Raw genomic sequence first — 21,411 nt, forward strand, 5'->3', positions numbered from 1 at the left:
CGAACGGTGCGTTGCCGGTACCGTCAGGTCTTTTTCGCGGTCCCTTTCGGCCCGAAGTAGTAATCGAACGCCATCTTGCGGTTGACGACGGTGTCTTGTTCCCATTGCGTCGCCCGGCGGGCGAACTCGATCTGCGATTCGACGATTTCCTTGAACAGCGGATTTGTCTCCGAGTACTTCTTCACGATGTCATCGAAGATCTCGAGCTGCCGTTTGAGGACTGAATCCGGCGTCTTGTAGAACTTCACCTTGTCCTTGGTCTGCAACTCGACATAGTCCTTCGAGTAGCGGTCGATCGCCTTCCATTGCATCTCTTGCGAAGCGGCGCTCACCGCATTGGCAATGATCGCCTTCATCTTGTCCGGCAGCGCGTCGTACTTGGTCTTGTTGAAGGTGATTTCGAGCTGCTCGGCGTTCTGGTGGTAGCTTTGCAGCATGCAGACCTTGGAGACGTCGGCGAAGCCAAGCAGACGGTCCGACGAGGCATTGTTGAACTCGGCTGCATCGATCAGGCCGCGATCCATCGCCGACACGATTTCGCCGCCGGGCAGCGCGTTGACCGCGGCGCCCATGGCGGTGAACATGTCGATGGAGATGCCGACGGTGCGGAATTTGATGCCTTTGAAGTCGTCGGCGCTGGTGACCGGTTTCTTGAACCACCCGAGCGGCTGTGTCGCCATCGGTCCGTAGGGGAACGAAACCACGTTCAGGCCGAGCGATGCATACAGCTTCGCGAGAAGCTCCTTGCCACCGCCCCACCGGTGCCAGGCGAGCAGCATGTTGGCGTCCATGGCGTAGCCCGGACCCGAGCCCCACAGCGCCAGCGCGTTCTGCTTGCCATAGTGGTAGACCAGTACGCCATGGCCGCCGTCGAGCGTGCCTTTCGACACGGCATCGATCAGCCCGAACGCGGGCACCACGGCGCCGGCGGGAAGCACCTCGATCTTGAGGTCGCCGCCGGTCATGTCGTTGACCGTCTTGGCGTAGTCGAGCGCGTATTCGTGGAAGATATCCTTCGACGGCCAAGTGCTCTGAAAGCGCATGCTAATTGGGCCCTGCGCGCTAACGATCGTCGGCGCGGCTACCGTCGCGGCGGCCCCCGCAGCAGCGATCTTGAGAAAGCGGCGGCGGCTGGAAGTATTCCCCTTGTTTTTGTTTGATTTGGTCATGGTTTCCTCCTCCCGTTGGAATGGCGATCCCTGGCGGATCAGCCCTTATTTTTATTGGGAGAAGTCAAAGACTTGCGCGGGGGATTGGCAAGGAATGTTCGGGATGATGCGACGCTACGACGCGGGTTGCGGCAATGATGCGCCGCACGCCGGAAGCGCAGATCATCGGAATTTTGGAAGGGCATGAGGCCGACGTTTCGGTCGCCGATCTGCCGCAAGCATGGCGTCAGCGACGCCAGCATCTATAAATGAAAAGCCGAAGACCGGCCTGCGCGCCTGCTCCTCGATCTGGCCAACAAGACCCATGAGCCGGTTCGTGGCCAGCGGTACAGGCGCGGATATGACGCTGTTACTGCCGGTGGCGATCAATGCACCGAGGCTGCGGATTCTCCGGCGTTTTCCGGCTCAGTGTCCTCCGACAAAGGCGAGTCGATGAGCCTGTCTCTCACGCCTTTGAAATTTCGCATCGAATACAAATGCAAATACAATAGTTCCAGTTCATCTGTTTTCGCCAATGAGGCCAGCGCGTCGCCCCCGAGTGCGCGCAACTTCTTGCGCGGGACGGCCATGAAGCCGCCGAGTGTCAGCGTCTCTCCCTTTGGCGTCGTCACTTGCGCCCGCATCGGCTCGAGCAATCCCAACTCCTTCAGGCGCCTGCCGAACCGGCGCGTGCGCTCAAAATGGATTTGGTACTCCTTCAAGAACTTCAACACCTTTTCGGTGTAAGGCGAAGGCTTGCCGTCGTCATTGAACAAGCGCTGACCGCGGCCTTCGCTATTCAAGCCGGGATGGGACTCCTCGACGCACAGCGTCACGATCTTGCGTTCGTTGGTCGCCGAGAACACAAACGGATAGCGGCGGATAAAGGCCGGTATGTAATTCGCTTGCCATCTGGAATCCTCCGACAGGAAAAGGTTCTGATCCGGTCGGACGCCGAGCACTGCTGCCGGCAAGACATCGTCTCGAACTTCAGCGAATACAATCGCGTACTCGGTGGCTGCACGGATGAACTCCACCGCCATCAGCGGCACCGCGTTGATGGACGCGCTGAACGAATAGTCGGCAACTTCCAGAGATAATTTGCCGTGACGCGAGGCGGACATCGGTACGGCGGACTCGTAAATCAGCAATTGCTTGGTCATTATTGTCGCCCTTCGTAAATCGATCAGGTGCCAACAACTGCAACACTACATCGCGATCGTGCGAGGGGCAACGGCAGCCGTCGGGCATTGTCGGCAATCCAAAAGGTTGATTTCCAGGTTCAATACAACTGTCATAGTGTTTTGTATTCTTGAGCGCGTGATTCTTGCGAGTTGACGCGCGGGAAAAATAGGTAGACATTCCCGGCCATTCAAAATTGCCTCTCTAAGTTGAATTGCTCGAGCATCCCTTTTCCTTCCGGGGGTCGCCTTGGCTCAATCGATAGTCTCGCTTAATTTCCAAGCGGCGCGGAGGCTGCGCTTCGCATGCCGCATTCGGCCGTTCGAACAAGTGCTCAAGCCTTCTTCAGTCCAAATTCGCGATCTGTCACCGGCGCGTCATTTCGTTGCGCCAGCCTCTGCGTGCGTGCTGCATCCTCCGGCTTAAAGGTGCTGTGATGAAGAAATTCCTGCGCGGCGCAACCCCCCGGCGAACGGCATTCGAGACAGCGATGGACAGAGTCGCGGAGGAGTTGTTTCCGCGCAATCGTCGACGGATGCGCGGAATCGGAGGGGCCGGCCGGCCAGCCAAGGCAAGACGCCAGGAGTTTTCGCTGGAAGCCATGGAGCCGCGACTGCTGCTGTCGGCGGACACCACACTGATCTCGACCGAGATTCAACAGGCGACCACCGACGGCCTGACAAGCCTTCTTGGCTTTGCCGACACCATCGCCGCTGCGCCGGCCCTGCAGGTGAAGATTCCCGGTATCGACAAGTCGCTGAGCGACATCATCGATCTGCGAGCGACACTCGAGGACAACCTCGTCCAACCGGTTCTGGACTACTTCAACACTCACTCGGACCCGAACACCACGTTTGGCGGACTTTCCAACGCGCTGTCGCCGTTCGTGACACTGCAGACTTGGGACGATGTAACCGGGGACTACCAGTTCAAGCTCGATCTGAATGCGGCCGCCACCACCTTGCAGTACAACCTGGGCGATAACGACCCGGGCGGCTTCGGCCTGCAGGTCAACGGCGCGCTCGGGCTCGGCGTCGAATTGCCAAGTCTCGTGTTTGGCGTCAAATTGTCGGGTGGCGGCCCTGGATTCTATCTTGGCACCGATCCGCTGCAGGTGACGGCCGAAGCCCAGTCGAACAATCTCGACTTCGGCACGCACCTCGGATTTCTGTCGGTTGGCGTCGAGAATGGCACCATCGATCTGAATGCCGCCGTCCAGGTCAATCTGACGGGCCTCGACAGCAATCACGACCAGATGCTGACGCCGGCCGAAATTTCGGCGAATGTCAGTCCCCTCGACGTCCAGAGGAGCGGGACGCTCGATGCGGGATCGCTGCCGATATCCGTTGCGTTGACCGGGGTTGCATCCGCCGCCGGCACCGTCACGCTCGGTGCGACCGATGTTTTTGACGCCGACACCTACTCTTTCGATTACAGCGGGATCGATCAGGACGCCCTCAACTTCGGCAATATCGACGCCGCCGGCGTCGTCACCTTGATCGGGCGACTGTCCGACGAGCTCAACAATCTGCGCAGCAGCGACTTCTTCGACCAGATCAATCTTCCTCTCGTCGATGGGTCCATCGGCGAGGTGCTGGATTTCGGCGGTGTCGTGTCGAGGACGCTGCTCTATGACAACGGCGCAGACGGAGTGAAGGACGGCGCGAACCGCCTTGCGAGCGACCTCAACGCAGCGCTGGGAACGGCCGGCCTCGACACCGCGATCGTCGTGCAGGGCGACGGCACCAGTCTGACCTTCCAGATCATCGACCCGACGGTCACCAGCTTCAAGATCGAGCAGGTCGCGGGTAATTTGACCGAACTGGGCTTCGTGCTCAACGACGCCGACGACCTCGCGACCGTGCACACGGCCACGCCGACCGACGGCGTTATCGCCGGCGACGTCAAGATGCGGTTCACCCTCATGCGCGGAGCGGTCTCGGAGGCCGTCGAAGTGACGGTCGCCGCCGACTCGACCACCGGCAACACCGGCATTGGCGACGACACGATAAAGCTGCTGCGGGCGGACAACTCCGCGACCTTCGATACGATCCAGGAGCTGGCGTTCCGGCTGAACACCATATTGGGCGCCGGCAGCTCCGTGGTCTACGACCCGACTTCGGAGGCGCTGACGATCAATCTCGGTGCGCTGCTGCCGCGCCTTGACTTCGACGATGACTTGCCGATCGCATTCGACTTCGATCTGGGGCCGCTGCTCGGGATTCAAAGCAATACCCTGGTGAACGTCAACGCGAGCATTGGCTTCGCTGACGGATTCACGCTCGGATTCTATCTGGGTGACACCGTGCCCGGTGCGCAGGCGGGCCTGTCGACCGGAACGCCATTGACGGGTCTGAACGACGGCGACGGCGTCGACATCAAGACTGCGCCGGCGCTGACGGCGCCTTCGGCGGTCATCAGCACGATGCGTCCGCTGTCGGGCGACGCCACTTTTGAGATCGTTCTGGGCAACGAGGCGAGTGGCGCCGCGACCGCTATCTCGGCTGCCGGCACGCTCCTGACCGACACAGCCCCGGGACACAGCTTCACCGGTAAGGTCAGCGTCGGAGACACGGTCTTCAACATCACCGATGGCTCGTCGGCCAAGGTGATTTCCATCACCGCGACCACGATCACCACCGGGGCGCTGCAGGGGGGCACCGAGAACGACTGGGACGTCGGAGACCAGTACCGCACGGCGCATGTCGTGACCGTCGGCAAGGGCGATACACAGGTTGCCGACCTCGTCGATACGATCAACGAGGCTATCGACTCGCTGGCCGCGCTGAATGGCAGGATCGAAGCCGTTGCGAACGGCAACCGGCTAAGCCTGGAGGCGGTCGATATCGCTGTCGTCGGCTTCGGCTTTGTCGCGGCGCAGGCGGACCCGGCCGTCAAGGATCTCGGCTTCTATGCGACGCGCGGCTCCACCGGGCCGCTGGTCGGCGACAGCCTCGATACGTTCGTGCTGACTGCGGGTGATGCGCATTTCACGCTGACGATCGGCGGCACCGACTACCATGTGACGGTGCTTCAGTCCGCCACGGTCGGCAACACGACGATCGGCAATCTCGCCGCTGACGTCAATGCCGCATTGCTGGCGGCGGGGGTCGGTACCAAGGTTGCCGTCGGGGCCTCCGGCACGTCGCTGGTTCTGCGGATCACGGATGCATCGGTGGACGATGTGGCGTTCACTGCGGCCATCGACGATCCGGCCGTCCTCGAGCTTGGACTGACCAACGCGACGACGATCACACAGGCCCGGCTCGGGGCCGCCAAGGACCTGACGCAATATGTCGGCCGCCTCCCGGCGGATGCGACGCTCACCATCACGACCACCGGCGGCCTCAGCGGCACCCTGACCCTGTTTGCCGACGACACCGCAAGCAATTCGACGATCCTCAGCGTGGTCAGTGACCTGAACAAGGCGCTGTCGGTGGCGACGCTGAAGACGGGCGTGCTAGCCAGCTTCGCGCCTGTGGGTCCCATCAGCTTCGACGTCGCGGTCAACGGTGCGGCGCCGAAGACCGTCACCCTTGGCGCAAGTGCGTTGACCGGCAACGCCAATCTTTCCGACCTCGTCGAAGACATCAACGCCGCGCTGGAGGCGGCAGGTCTCGGCGGCGTCGTCACGGCAAAGTCCTCGGGCTCGGACTCCGCCCTCGGTCATGCGCGGGTGAAGTTCGAAGGCGATCCGGCGACCGTGCTGCAGTTGCAGATCACCGCGTCGGCCGGCAATGGGTTGGCGCTTCCGACGAGCGCAACCGCTACGAACTTCTCCGGCCAGCTGGTGGCCGATTCCGCCGGCAACAAGCTGGTGCTGTCGGCGGTCGCGGGCAGCGGGATAACCGGGTTCACCGTCGCCGGCGATACCGGGGCGCAGGCACTGGGTCTTGCCGCCGGTCCGCAAGCCTCCGACAGCGACGACATCGAGATTCGCGTTAGCAACCCGACCGTCGCGGGTCAGGTGATCCGCGTGTCCCTCGATGGCGTCACCGACATTGCAGGCGTGATCCTCGCGATCGAGACGGCCACTGCCGGACAGGTGCAGGTCGAGATCAACGAAGCCCAGACTGGCTTGACCCTGATCGACACGACTTACCTCGCGAACGGCCCCAACGCCCGTGCCTTCATGGTCAGCGCGGCCAACGGCTCCGGCGCGGCCGCCGGCCTGCGGATCGCGGGTATCGACGCCATCGACGAAGCGCAACGCGACGGCAAGATCGACGGCGGTCAACTCACCGGCATCAAGCTTTCCGATCGCTTCTTCATGCGAGACGCTTCCCTGGTGGGCAGCCTCGAGGTGTCTACGCCGGGCGGGATCGACGCCAGCGGACATGTCGGCTTTGTCGGCATCAATCTTGCCGGCGATGCCAGCTTGAGCGCCGACTTCAGCATCGGGGTCAACGACCCCGGCACCGGCGCGGGTGCCGATAACAGCATCTCGCTTACCGAGTTCACCACCGGTCTGTCGCACGTCAACACCCTGCTCGATGCCCCTAGCCTGACCGGCCTGGTGCAGCTGCATCTCGACGTCTCGCTGGATGGCAGTCTTCCGTTCATTACCCTCGGCGCCGGCACGGTCGACCTGGCCGCGAACCTTGGCGACGCTTTGGCGAAATGGGATGACGTCGTCAACCTGGCCGGCGTCACCGTGACGCCGGTCGATGATACGCATTTCACGTTGAGCGGCGATCTCACGGACAAGTTCGTTCGTGGCGCGCGCGTGACGGTCGGGTCGTTCGAAACCTTCGTCGGCGGGGTTTCCTTCTCCGGCGGCCTCACCACGGTCGAGGTCCTGGACGACCTTCCGGTTTCGTTGGCAGGACTTTCCATCGGTACGCCCAACGCGGCCATTTCCGACTTCGAGAGCGATCTCGGCAATCTGGTCGAGTTCGACAACGTCGACTTCGATTTCGACTCGATCGTCGACGCGCTACTTATGGTGCGCAACCTGCTCGGTGAAATCGAAGTCGCCGACAGTCTGCTCAGCGCCCCGATTCCGCTGGTGGACGTCAGCGTCAGCGATCTGCTCGACTTCGCCGACACGTTCTCCCATGCACTGACCGAAGCGCAGCACAATCCGGCAGCTTCGCTGCAATTGCTGGACAAGACGATCAGCGAGGCCTTCGGCGTCGATCCCGCCGGTGATCTCATCAGCTTCACGCTTGACGATTTCGGCACACCCGGAAACGTCGACGACGACGTCATCAAGATCGAGCTGAACCTCGGCGCCGCGTTCGGCAGGTCGCTCAGCGTCCGCATTCCCGATCTGGATTTGCCGACGGGAGTGGTCGATTTCGGCGGCGCCGCCACGCTCGATGCGCACGGCAGTGCGAACTTCAAGCTGGATATCGGCATCGGCCTGAACGACCCCTCGATGCTCTACCTCTACGACAGCAGCGGCCTCCAGGCGAACCTCGATCTGTCCGGCAGCGACATGGCATTCAAGGCGGCGCTGGGTCCGCTGAGCCTGTCGGTCATCGGCGGCTCGGCGAGCATCGCCGGAACGGTCAACGCGTCATTCGCGGCCGGCCATTTCACCAACGGCCGCAGCCTGGTGCAGGATCTCGCGGACCTGCAGAGCCTGCTGGGCGATATCGACGTCGATTTCAGTGCGCCCGTCAGCGCCACCTTGCCGATCTACTTCCCGACCGAGACGCATCTCGTCGGCGACATCACCCTGACCGGCGATCTGCAAGACCTGGCCAACGGCCTTTTCCTCAAGACCGACGCGGCCGCGGCGCCCGCCGACACGATCGTGCTCGACGTCTCGGACGTGCTGAACGACCTGACCGACGGCTTCCAGAACCTGAGCCTGCTCGACCAGATCATGTTCATCGTCGATGGCGTGGACGTCGCGCTCGGCGGCGTGCAGGATGCCATGGATGGGGAAATGTTCGGCTTCACGCTGCCGATCATCGGCGACAAGCTCGGCCGGGCGGCCGATGTCGTCGGCGATTTCCGCACCGGTTTCCTCAACGACTTCCGCGCCGAAGTGGAAAAGCTGGCCGATCCCAGCGAAAACGGCATCAAGGACATCCTGTTCAAGCTGCTGGGCGACAGCGGATTCCTCATCGCGGTCGATCAGGACGGGAATGCCCTGAAGGATGGCGACGGCAAGTTCGTTGCCGGCACCGAAGACGACATCCAGAGCTACAACAATCTCGGCGACGTCTCCGATATCGCGGACGCCGAGATCTGGTGGAAGGTCAAGATCGGCCAAAACCTGCTCGATACCGGCGCCGACATCGGCTTCGACATCGGGATTCCCGGGCTGGGGCTGGAAACCGACGGCGAGATCAAGCTGAACATCGACTGGGAGCTCAACCTGGGCTTCGGGTTGAGCGGCAAGGACGGATTCTTCTTCTTCCTGGACGATGGACATGGCAATCCCGAGCTGCAGCTCCGCGCCAGCGTCACGCTGCCGGACGCGAGCCTGAAAGGCACGCTCGGCTTCCTGGAATTCACCGCTGAGAACAAGGATGTCGACGGGGACGGCGACGAGACCCATCTGACGGCAAACTTCGGAATCGACATCGTAAACGACGACGATCCGAACGATACGCGGCTGGGCCTGTCGGAGCTCGGCCGCATGGGCTTCAATGTGCTGTTCAGCGCCGACGCCTCCGCCGAACTGGGGATGACCCTCGGCATTGCAGGCGACGACGGTGGTTTCCCGCAGCTCAAGGCAGACTTCCTGTTCGATTGGGGTATCGACCCGATCAACCTGTTCGACCCCGGCGACAACTTCGAATTCGGCTCCGCGATCATGGACGGGTTGAAGGTGGTCGAGTTCAAGAACGTCGGCCTGGACGTCGGTTCGTATATCACCAACGTCGTCGAGCCGCTGGTCGAGAAGATTCAGGACGTCACCGAGCCGGTTCAGCCGATCATCGACATCGTCACGACGCCATTGCCGGTCCTGTCGGACCTCGGTCTCGACATCACATTGCTCGACATTGCGAAGGCCTCGGGGTCAGTGGATCCGAGGTTCATTGATGCGGTCGAGACGATTTTCGACATCATCAGCATGCTCAACTCGATCGACCTTTCATCGGGCGGCTCGTTGCTGGTGCCGTTCGGCGACTTCACGGTCTACGACAGCAGCTCGCCGTTGTTCGCGAACTTCGGCGGCAATCTCGGCTCGGTCGACTTCGACCTGAGCGGATTTGCGGCGAGTGTGCTGGATCCCAATGGTCCGCTGCACGGTCTCATCTCCGGGCTTCCGGCGGGCCTGCAAGAGGTTCTCGGCGAGGCGGGTGGCGTGGCGGCCGAAATCCTCGGCGGGATGGCCCAAGGTGCCGGCGGCGGCACCAGCGATCCCTTCAAATTCGACATCCTCGAGGATCCGTCGCAGGTGTTCGGCATGCTGATGGGCAAGCCGGCGACGCTGATTTCGTACGACATGCCGAAGCTGAGTTTCGAAGCCGAATTCTCGGCCTTCTTCTCGATCTTCGGCCCGCTCGGCGTCTCGATCAACCTGGAGGCCAATCTCAATATCGACTTCGCCTTCGGCTACGATACGCAGGGCTTCATCGATTTCGCCGCCAGCGACTTCAAGAATCCGCTGCTGTTGGCCAACGGCCTGTTCATCAACGACGACCCGACGCCCAGCGATCCGAGCGACGGCGAGGATCCGCCCGAACTCACGTTCGATGGCGGTCTGTGGGCCGCGGCCGAATTGAATCTCGGCATCGCCCGCGGCGGCGTCGGCGGCGGTATCTTCATCGACGTGGATTTCAACCTGTTCGACAACGACGGCGACGGCAAGATTCGTCTCGACGAACTGGCCACCAATTTCAGCAACCAGCTCAAGGCGCCGGACGTTGCCGACCGCTTCCTTGCGCCGCTGGCGATTTTCGACGTGTCAGGCAAGGTCACGGCCGAACTGTTCGCGTTCCTGAAGATCGACTTTGGATTCTTCGAACTGGACAAGAAATTCCAGATCACGCCGCCGGCGGTTCTGGCCGACTTCGACGTGGATTTCTTCCGCCCGCCGGTGCTGGCCAGCGAGCTCGACAACGGCGACTTGATCATCAACATCGGCGACTTCGCCGGCGAGCGAAAGCTCGGCGATCTCAGCGATTTCGGCGAACACATCACCGTGGAAGCCACCGCTGATCCGAACGTCGTCGCGATCTGGTCCGACAATCTGGAAGACGCAGGTTCGGACGCCAAGCAATATTACCACGTCACCGGCAAGATCATCGCGATCGGCGGCAAGGGCGACGACATCATCGACCTGTCGGGCGTCGGCTCGAGCATCAAGTACGAGATCGACGGCGGCATCGGCAGCGATACGATCCACGGCAGCAACGGCGGCGGCGTCATGCGCGGCGGCGCCGGGGACGATTTCCTGTATGGCGGTGATGGCGCGGATTTGATCCTCGGCAACGAAGGCGGCGACACGATCGCCGGAGGCAAGGGCGCGGACATCCTGCTTGGCGACAACGGCGAGATCACCGATGGCCTGATCGACATGGCCACTCGCCACGGCTTCGTCCGCGCGCTCGTCAGTCTGACCGACGGGGCGGACACGATCCAAGGCAACGAGGGTGACGACATCATCGCGGGCTCGGGCGCGGCCGACACGCTGCTCGACGGCGGTGCGGACAACGACGTCGTCGTCGGCGACGGCGCCTTGTTCACCTACAACAGCCCGGTTGCGGTCAGCGGGACCGAGTCCGGTCAGGGCTATGCGGATGTGTTGATCAGCGGCGGCAGCGGCAACGATTGGCTGTACGGCGGCAAGGGCGACGACACGATCCACGGCGACAGCGGCGATGACGTGGTGTTCGGCGGGTCCGGCAAGGACGCCATCGACGGTGGCGCCGACAAGGACACCTTGTTCGGCGACTTCGGCACGTTCATCGACGGCGATCTCGCCAAGCCCGTCGTCACGGTGGGTGGCGACGCCGACACGATCTTTGGCGGTCTCGGCAATGACAATCTGCTCGGCGGCGGTGGCAACGACGTCATGCACGGCGACGACGACAACGACGTGCTGTGGGGTGGCACCGGCGCGGATACGCTGTATGGCGACGCTGGCAACGACACCATCCTCGGCGAGTCTGACCAGGACAAGCTGTACGGCGGCTCCGGCAACGACATTCTCGAGGGCGGGCACGGCAACGACATCCTGTTCGGCGGCGATGGCGTCGTCGGCAAGCACGACGGCGTGGCCGGCGCCAGCGACGGCGTCGACACGTTGGTCGCCGGCTATGGGTCGGACGTCCTGGATGGCGAGGCCGATGGCGACTTCTATCTGATCAACGCGCGCGGCGGTAACACCACCGAGCTCACCACCGCATACGACAGCGGCGGCGGAACGAGCGATTCGGATTTGCTGACCGTGACCGGCACGGGCGAAGCGGACGTGTTCCTGCTCCGCGCCATGTCGGACTCCTACTTCCCGCTGGAGGCGAAGCTGACGGCGGCCCTGGACAAGGCCTTCATCAAGGCCGACCTGCTCGATACCGACCTGAAGAAGCACGAGCTCTTCAAGGATGCGATCACGGCGGCCTATGGCCCGCATCAGGCGCCGGCGACGATGCTTGCCGCCCTTGACGCCGTCAATCTGACCACCGGCCCGGGGTACACCAAGACAGATGTGCTCGCTGCCTTGAAACTGGCGGTTTCAAGCCACTACGTCTCGGAATTGACCGCGCTCGGCGCAGACCACAATACCGCCTTCGTCGCGTTGCTCAACAATGGCGGTGCCAATGTCGAGCGGTTCAACTACCGCAGTATCGAAGGCCTGGTGCTCAACACCGTCGGTGGTGACGATTACGTCGTATGCGACGACGTGCTCGGCGCCACGACCATCAATCTCGGAACGGGCAACGACCGGATCCAGATCGGCCAGGTGTTCCACTCGGAGCGCATAGTCGACAATCCGATCATCGGGTTGACGACGCATATCGCGCCTGACGACGTATTTGCGACGATCGCGATCACGCGCGGATGGCTGTCCAACGGTGTCAGCGTCGCGACCACCGTCAACGGTGGTGACGGCAACGATGAATTCACCGTGTTCCACAACATCGGAGCCCTCAATCTGAACGGCGGTGAAGGCGACGACCTGTTCACCGTGCGTGCCTTCGCACTTGCGGGTTCGACCGACAGCGAGCGCGGCCGCACCGATATGAAGGGCGACGCCGGCGCGGATACGATTCTCTACGCTGTCAACGCACCGGTCGGCATCGACGGCGGCGACGGATTCGATACGGTACGGGTCATCGGCACCGAGTTCAGCGACGACTTTGTCGTGACCGATGCCGGCGTGTTTGGCGCAGGCCTCAATATCAGCTACGTCAATATCGAGAAGCTCGTCGCCGATGGCGCCGAGGGCAACGACCGGTTCTTCGTGCTGTCCACTGGGATCGGGGTCATCACCGAGCTCGACGGTGGCCTCGGGAGCGACAGCTTCTTTGTCGGCGGCAGCCCGTCCGATGCGCCGATCCCCGTGATCAGCGACGACCTCAAGGGTCACAGCGGCATCGTCCTTCACAGCGTCGAAAGCGGCGATTTGAGCTATGCCGGCCTTGCTGTCGATGGCGTGTCGGCGAATGTCGCCGACAACGAAAAGGACTTCATCGTCGTCAGCGAAAGCGGCGGCGTGTCGCGTGTGACCGAGGGTGCGACGAGCGGCGGCGAAGGCTGGCAATACGACAGCTATACGGTTCGCCTGACCCGCGCGCCCGATCCCGGGACCGTGGTGAAGATCAATGTCGTGCAGGCCGCGTTGCCGCCCGAGGACGAGGCCAAGGGATACAGGTATCTGGAATTCTACGATCCGGCCAATCCGTCCAACATATTGCTCGATGCGGCGGGAAATCCGATCGGTCCGGTTTTGACGTTCGACGCGACGAACTGGTTTACCCCGCAGACGGTGAAGTTCCGGGCCGCCCAGGACGTCGGCAGCGAAGGTACTGCCTACACGTTCATCAATCACACGATGTCGGACGAAACCACCGATCCGCTCTACGCGGACGCCAAGGTGCTGAGCGTCAAGGTACAGATCAACGACGACGATCGCGCCGGGGTGATCATAACACCGACGAATCGGAACAATACCGTTCTGGAAGGCGGCTTCGGCGACACCTATCAGGTTGTCCTGACGCGGGCGCCGACGGACGATGTGACGGTGCACCTGACGACCATCAACAATCAGGTCAGCCTGTCGGCCACCACGCTGACGTTCAGCGCCGATCCGTCTGCTCCAAACGCGTGGAACAAGCCGCAAACCGTTACCATCACCGCGATCGACGATAACGTGCTGGAGGGCTTCCACACCGACTACATTTCGTATTCGGTCACCAGCGAGCACGACGTCGATCAATACCTTCAACAGCCCCTGTACAAGATCGACGGCGATCTGTTGACGGACGTCTTCGGCGACGGCCTGGCGGACGATTTCGCGCCGACAAAGCCGGTGTCGTACATGTTCCTGGCGGCACGGCCCGTCCAGAACGACGCTGCGAAGCCGATCGTCATCATGTACGACGCCGACGGCGATCTCGGTGCCGGCACGGCCGTCGAGTTGCAAAAGTACCACGGGGAGACCGATGGTGAGCTGCGCTATGCAATCACCGGCAACACACTGGAATTCTACCGCAACGGCAACGCGGCCTCGATCAGCGGTGCGATCAGGGCGGGCTACTACTATCTGAAGCCTGGTTACGACCAGCTCGTCGTCCAGGATTCGGTGGTCGACATTTACGACAACGATGCGCCGACGGTGATCGTCACCCAGAGCGATGGCTCGACCGACGTCATCGAAGGCGGGCTTACCGACAGCTACACCGTGCAGCTCTCGAAGCAGCCGACGGCGTCCGTGACGCTTACGATCGACGCGGTGAACACGCGCACGACCCTGGACGGCTTTGCGCGGTTCCAGGAACAGGTGCAAGTCTCGCTGGACGGCTTCACATGGGCGTCAGCCGTCCAGGTCACCTTCGACAACGATAGCGGTCAGCCGGATAGCTGGAACGCTCCACAGACGATCTATGTTCGCGCGATCGACGACGGCGTGCTCGACGGCGACGATACGCAGGTGTTCGCGCCTGAACTCCACACCGTGAACAAGATCCGTGGTCCTCTCATCATCGAAGGTGCGGCAGGCTCCGGCTCACTCAGCCTGCCGGCACCACTGATGTTGCCGGGCGAGCTCAATGTGCGCCCGTCCGATGGAGACGTGGTGGCCTTTACACCCGGTAGTGGTGAGGGCGCCTTTGAATACATGGACGTGAAGACGGCGGAGCTGCAGAGCCTGTTCGGCGACCTTTCGAAGGATTTCAACAACGACGGAATCGCGGACTTCAACACCTTCGTCGATCTCATTGACAAGACGCTCGAGTTGACCCAGGGGCCCGGCACCGGTGTCGTGCTCGATCCCTCCAGGCCTCGCGACCTGTTCGACCGCTTCTGGCTGATCAAGGCCGTCGACACGATTGCCGGCGATCCGGCCCATATGCGGCTGAAGCTGCAGAACCCGAGCGCGGTCGATCCGGCATCGCCCAGTGTCACCGCGCCGAGCGTTCTGTCGAAGTACGCCATTACAAATCTCAGCCCGAACTTCTTTGCGGACGAGAGAGAGCAGGTCGATTTCACGACCGTCTTCGACGAAGACAGCGTCGCCGACGACACCGGGCGGTTGACCTCCGCCGATGGCAATGTGCTCGGCTATGATGCGGCCGCCAACACCATGACGGTCGAGACTGCCGATCTTCAGGCGCTGGCAAAGTTGCTTGCAATTCCGAATCTCGAGACCGGATTGGTCGGCAGGACGCTGCAAGTGACGGTCGGACCGGGGCTGGACCGCGTCTGGACGATCGACGGGGTAACGGATGGGGCGGCCGGGACCAAAATTCTGGCGCTGACGAACGTGAGCGGCAGCGGGACGCCGACTGACCGCAGCGAATATCGCATCGAAGGCGGCGACCGGAAGGGACGCATCACCGGCTTCGGCATGGGCCCGAACCTGATTATCGGCGACGGCGTCCAGCCTGGCGGCATTACCTATGGCGACATGGAAGTCGTTCAGGTCAATCTCGGCTCGGGCGACGACACGGTCACCGTCAACTACGCGACCCATTCCGACGACCACACCACCAAGCGGAATGGAGATTTCTACACCCTCACCATGCTCAATACCGGGGAGGGAGACGACCACGTCACGGTGAAATTGATCGACGGCCAGGCCGGCGCGTTCTCGCTGGACACCGGCGCGGGCAATGACACGGTCGATGGCTCGGCATCCAGCCTGCCGCTTGTCATCTTCGGCGGCGCTGGCGATGACACCATCACCGGTGGCTCCGGCGCCGATACCCTGTTCGGCGACATCGGTCGGGTCGATTACCTGGATGATGCCGGCGAGATCGTCACGCGCCTGGGTGCGACCGTGGCTCAGAGCCCGGTCAATCCGCCTGTCGCCCATACGGTCGCGTCGGCGACCGCGACCACGATCACCGATAGCGCCGCCAATTACGCGGTGGGCGCGCTGGTGGGATCCACGATCCAGGTCGTGGCGTCGGATGGCAGCGCGCAGTTGCGGACGATCGTGAGCAATACGGCGACCGTCATTACCGTCGACTCGAACTGGACGATCACTCCGGTCAATTCGAGTTTCTACCGAGTCCTGTTCAGCGCGGCCAATGTCTCGATCGACGGCACGCCGAGAGCTGTGCTGACGGATCCACTGGGCAATTTTGAAACGGGCTATGGCGGCCTGGTCGGTCTGATCGTGCAGGCGATCTCGCCGGACGGTCACGTCCAGTATCGTCAAATCATCGCCAACACGGCCACTCAGCTTACCCTTGACAAGCCGTGGGACACGTTGCCGGTGGTGGTCGATCCGAGCAAGCCGCAGTTGAACTACTTCTATCGCGTCGCCTCTTACCCGGAGGATCAGACCGACGGCACATACCGCGGCCCGCGCGTCGCGTGGTCGATCGACACCGAGGTCGGCGGCAGCGATACGCTGAACGGCGGCGCCGGGGCCGACATGCTGATCGGCGGCGCCGGTGTGGACCATGTCAACGGAGGTGCCGACAACGACTCGATCGCAGGCGACAACGCGCGTTTCGACTTCGACCCGGTCAGCGGCAACGATGGCCCGACGCAGGTCAAGCTGATCCAGACCACCGCGCCCGGGACCGGCGGCGACGACGTGCTTTCCGGCGACGCCGGTGCCGACATCATCTTCGGCGGCCAGGGTGCCGATACGATCTATGGCGATAACGCGGCGGGTTCGAATGGTGCCAACGACGGCGCTGATATCGTGATCGGCGATAACGGCCTGATCAGATTCAACGGCGGTTATGTCGGGGCCGACGCGCTGGGGACGACGATCGATCTCATCCAGACGACCGACGCCTCGTTCGGCGGCAATGACACCATCTACGGCAATAACGGGAACGATATTCTCATCGGCGGAACCGGCGACGACAACGTCAGCGGCGACGCCGGCCTCGACATCATCCTCGGCGACCAGGGGCTGTTCCAGTTGTTTGGCGGCAAGGTCACCTATGTCAAAGATCCCGGCACGGCGGGCGACGATTTCCTGACCGGCGGAGCAGGCGTCGACCTGATCATCGGCGGCTTGGGTAACGACAGGATCAGCGGCCTGGGCGGAGCCGACATCCTCATCGGCGACGAGGGCGAAGCCTTCTATGCGCTGGACGGGGTGACGATCGTGGGGATCGACACGCTCAGCCTCAATCCGGGGAGCGGCGGTGCCGACGCGATTTACGGCGGTAGTGAGGACGACATCATCATTGGCGGCGCCAACAGCGACCGCCTCGACGGTGGCGATCAGAAAGACCTGATGTTCGGCGATAACGTGAGCCTGGTTCTCAACGCCGGTTCAGGCGATGCCATCGATCCCCGTTTCCGGGCCCTGACCGGCACGCTGATCTATGGTCCCGACGGGCTGGCCCAGGTGGCTGGCGCATTCGTCGCCACGGTGCAGCCCGTGCCCGGCGGCAGGCCGGCGTGGGGTGATTGGACCATCACGCTGGATCCAACGCTTGTCGCGAGCCGCTTTGGCGACGATTACATCGCCGGCGGCTCCGGCGATGACGAGATCTTCGGACAGCTTGGTAACGACACGATCCAGGGCGACGGCACGATCGGAGCGCTCTCCGGCTTGATCCCCTCGACGTTTGTCCTGCCGCCGATGGATTTTGCGCTTGCCGCAGGCGGCACGCTTCATGTGAGCGCGCCGACCAACGTCGGCGCGTCTCGGTCGACGACATTGACCGTACAGGCAAGTTTTGAAGGCCTCAACGACGGCGACGATTACATCGAAGGCAACGGCGGCAGCGACGTGATCTTCGGCAATCTTGGCCAGGACGACATCATCGGTGGCAACTCGAGCTTGTTCAGCCTGACGACCGCTGCGTTGCGGCCGGACGGCGCGGATCTGCTCTTCGGTGGTGCCGGGATCGACATCAGCCGGAACAATCTCGGCGATGCCAGCCTCAACAGCACGGGCGCCACGATTGATACGCTGCCCACCGGGCACTCGCGCGACGCCGATACGATCCTCGGCGACAACGGCAATATCTTCCGCCTGGTCGGCACCAATGGCGTGTCCAGCGGAAATTACCTGTCCTTCAACTACGACAATTACAACGCGCTCTCCGGCTCGACCAACAAGATCATTCCGCGTGCGGCGCAGTTGCTCGACTACACGCCCGGCGGGGTGAGCTTCGATCCGGCGGCCGCGACCGATATCGGCGCGGCCGATGAGATCCACGGCGAATCCGGCGACGACTTCATCTACGGCATGACCGGCAGCGACGTGCTGTTCGGTGAAGGCCAGGATGACGACCTGATCGGCGGCTGGGGCTTCGACTGGATCTCCGGCGGCACCGGCGACGATGGTGTGATCGGCGACGACGGCCGGATTCTGACCAGCCGCAACGGCCTCACTGAAGCGCTGGCAGGCGTGACGGTGGCAACCACGGAATCGGTTATCAGCACGCCGGGCAACGTTCAGGTCGCCACCATCAACGTGACCGGACAATTGCTCAAAGCGGTCGATCTCACGCCCTTTGCAAAGTCGCTGATGGACCCGTTGTTTGACCCGTTGCAGGCCGACGACGTCATCTATGGCGGCTGGGGCAACGACTTCCTGCACGGCGGCTGGGGCGACGATGCCATGTCAGGCGCCGAGGCGCTGGCGAATTTCTACAGCCAGCCGGTCAACCCCGGTAACGTGCTCAATTACGACAGCGCGACGGGCGAGTTCGCCCTGTACGACGAATACCACCCGATGTCCTACATCGACGGGTTCCTGCTCAACTTCTCGGCCACCGAGGGACCGCAGCTGGCCGGCAAAGGTACTGTTTCCACCACCGATGATTTCTTCACCGACGGTGACGACCGTATTTTCGGCGACCACGGCAACGACTGGCTGGTTGGCGGTACCGGCCGCGATACGACGTACGGCGGCTGGGGCGATGATCTGATCAACGCCGACGACAACCAGGGCACCGTCGGCAGCCTCAACCTGACGCCGGATACCCACGCCAGCTACGAAGATCGCGCTTACGGCGGTGCGGGCCGTGACGTGCTGATCGGCAATACCGGCGGCGACCGCTTGATCGACTGGGTCGGCGAGTTCAACAGCTACATTGTTCCGTTCGCGCCGTTTGGCACGGCCACCGTCAGTCGAACGCTTCAGCCTCAGTTGGCGGAGTTCCTGTACGCCCTGAGCAAGAGCGACGGGGCCGACCAGACCCTCGGCAGCGTCGGCGACGTCCGTAATGGTGAGCCATGGGCCGAGCTCGGTGTCGTGCGCCAGCAGGATTCTGCCTGGCAGGACCAGACGGGTGCGCCGCGGGATCCGCAGGCCGGCAACGTGCCGGGTGGTAAGCGCGACGTGCTGCGTTCCGCCGATTTCAACACCGGCGAGCTGCAAGGGTTTGCCGCCGATAGCGGCATTTGGCAGACCTCCGGCGGCGCACTGCAGGTGGCGTCGACTTCGACGAAATCGGACGCCGTCGCAATTTACCAGATCGGCGACGCGCTGCCCTCGTATTATGAAGTGCTGGCCACGGTAAAAGTCATCAAGCCAACCGGAGGCTGGGACGCCAATAGCTACGTTGTGTTCGACTACCAGGGCGCAACCAGCTTCAAATATGCCGGCATCGATATCGGCACCAACAAGGTGGTCATCGGAGAACGCACGGCCGCAGGTTGGAACGTGCTTGCGCAGGGAGCCATCACGGGGAGCCTCAAGTCCGACGCGTGGTATAACCTGTCGCTGTCGGTGAACGGCCTGACCGCGACCCTGACGGTCGATAACAAGACCAGTCTGAGCTATGTGTTCAAGCCGACGGTCGTCGATGGCTACAGCTACGGCCTGAATTGGGGCCTGGTCGGGTTCGGCGCCAACAAGTCACGCGGCGCCATCGACAATATCGCGGTGCAGGTTGTGCCGCTGACGGCCACCGTGACCTATCGGGAGGACTTTACGACCGGCGCCGGTGCGATGTTCGACACGCAATCGAGCGGAACCTGGTCGACCTCGGCCGGGCGGCTCACGGGAGCGGCGCCGGCGGGCAGCGATACCGCGCTGAACCTGATCGACCTCTCAAACGTCACGAACCTCAAGACCACGTCTTTACTGGACCTCAGCGCTGTCCTGCGTACGGCAGGCCGTGCGGGGCTGGTATTCGACTACTACAGCAGCACCGACTTCAAGTTTGCCGCGATCGATGTGGCAAGCAAGCAGGTGCTGATCGGCCACCGGACGTCCGCCGGATGGTTTATCGACGCCGCGGCTTCACAGTCGCTCAACGCGACGACCGACTATACGCTTGGCGTATCGGTGCGAGGCTCGTCGGTCAGCGTCACGATCAACGGCCAGGCCTCGGTTGGCTTCGTCTTCAACGCGGTCGCCGCGGATGGTCGCTTCGGCCTCTTCACCAAGGGCGCCACCGCCTCGTTCGACTCGGTAACCGCAAAGACCAACGATTCTGCAGTTCCGGCGGCGCAGGTTACGACGGCGCTTTCGGCCACGGCTGACGGCGTTGCGGCGAGCTTGAGCAACGAACAGTTGCTGACCCTTGCAGCGGAAGCCGTTCGCCGATGGGCAAGCGTCGAGGATGCGTCGCTCCTGACGGGATTGTCGGGACTGGAGTTCGCGGTGGCCGATCTGCCTGGCGATCAGCTCGCAGAGTTCGCCGATGGGAAGATTACCGTCGACGTGGATGCCGGCGGCTACGGCTGGTTCGTCGACCCGACGCCGGGCGACGACAGCGAGTTCAGCGGCCACGGCGCGACCTTGACCGCGAAACCGACGGGGGAGGCCGCCGGTCGCATCGATCTGCTGTCGGTGCTTGCCCACGAGATTGGCCACGCCATCGGATTCGGGCACAGCGAGTCCGGCGTAATGGACGAAGAGCGGATGCCTGGCGAACGGGCGTTGCCCGACGGCTGGTTCGCGGCCGGGCTTCCTTCGGAAGTCATCGTGTCGGACGGCGGCAACTCGCGGCGCGAAACCGCAGCTATCAAGCTGACCGAGCTTGTCTCGCAAATCGACTTTGCCCCCGGTCTCTTGAGGGCGCTCAACGCCGATGCTGCAAGCAGCGCAAATACGCCGACGACAGGATTGGTTGCGGGCGCCCCGATTTCCGTTCCGGCACGCGAGCCGGTCGGGCAGGCTGCAGGAGTCAAGGCTGAACCGAGCACGCCGCATGGTTTCGACGCCTCGTTCGTTCACCTGGCGTCGCCACTGGCTCGCTCGCTGGACTCTGCGACGGTTGTCGCGAGTTCGGAGCAGGCGTCGCAATCAGTCGGAGACGAGAAAGACACATACGGCAACCATCAGGCACGTTCTTCGAGCGTTCCAGTGCCGAAGTCCGATACGCCCGTGATTGACTGGCAGGTCACGAGCTCTGGCCTGCTGGATCAACGCAGCACGGCTTCGAAGGCAACCTCGGAATGGCTGGACGACTTCCTCAATCATCTTGGAAGAACCGAAGTGCAACGAAGTCCGAATTCCGGGATTCGCGTGCGCCCGATATCGACAGGCGCGATGGGGTAACAGGTAACAGGTGCGCAAGTT

General features: G+C 62.7%; 3 protein-coding genes. 1 reads left to right on the forward strand and 2 read right to left on the reverse strand.

All coding sequences use genetic code 11. From position 1 onward, the window contains the following. Positions 1 to 23: 23 nt before the first annotated feature. A complete protein-coding gene (locus BM118_RS16240; RefSeq protein ID WP_092186546.1) occupies positions 24 to 1,169 on the reverse strand; it encodes a TRAP transporter substrate-binding protein in 1,146 nt (381 codons plus the stop codon). A 365-nt stretch (positions 1,170 to 1,534) separates the two neighbouring features. Further along, positions 1,535 to 2,311 carry a SapC family protein gene (locus BM118_RS16245; RefSeq protein WP_092186547.1) on the reverse strand — a complete coding sequence of 259 codons (777 nt, stop codon included), beginning with the start codon at positions 2,309 to 2,311 and terminating at the stop codon, positions 1,535 to 1,537. A 554-nt stretch (positions 2,312 to 2,865) separates the two neighbouring features. Between BM118_RS16245 and BM118_RS42085 the strand changes: the two genes are divergently transcribed. Beyond that, positions 2,866 to 21,390, forward strand: coding sequence for an LEPR-XLL domain-containing protein (locus BM118_RS42085; protein WP_283806368.1), 18,525 nt, complete (start codon positions 2,866 to 2,868; stop codon positions 21,388 to 21,390). Positions 21,391 to 21,411 lie beyond the last annotated feature (21 nt).

It is taken from the genome of Bradyrhizobium sp. cf659 (assembly GCF_900113725.1).
Taxonomy (GTDB): domain Bacteria; phylum Pseudomonadota; class Alphaproteobacteria; order Rhizobiales; family Xanthobacteraceae; genus Bradyrhizobium.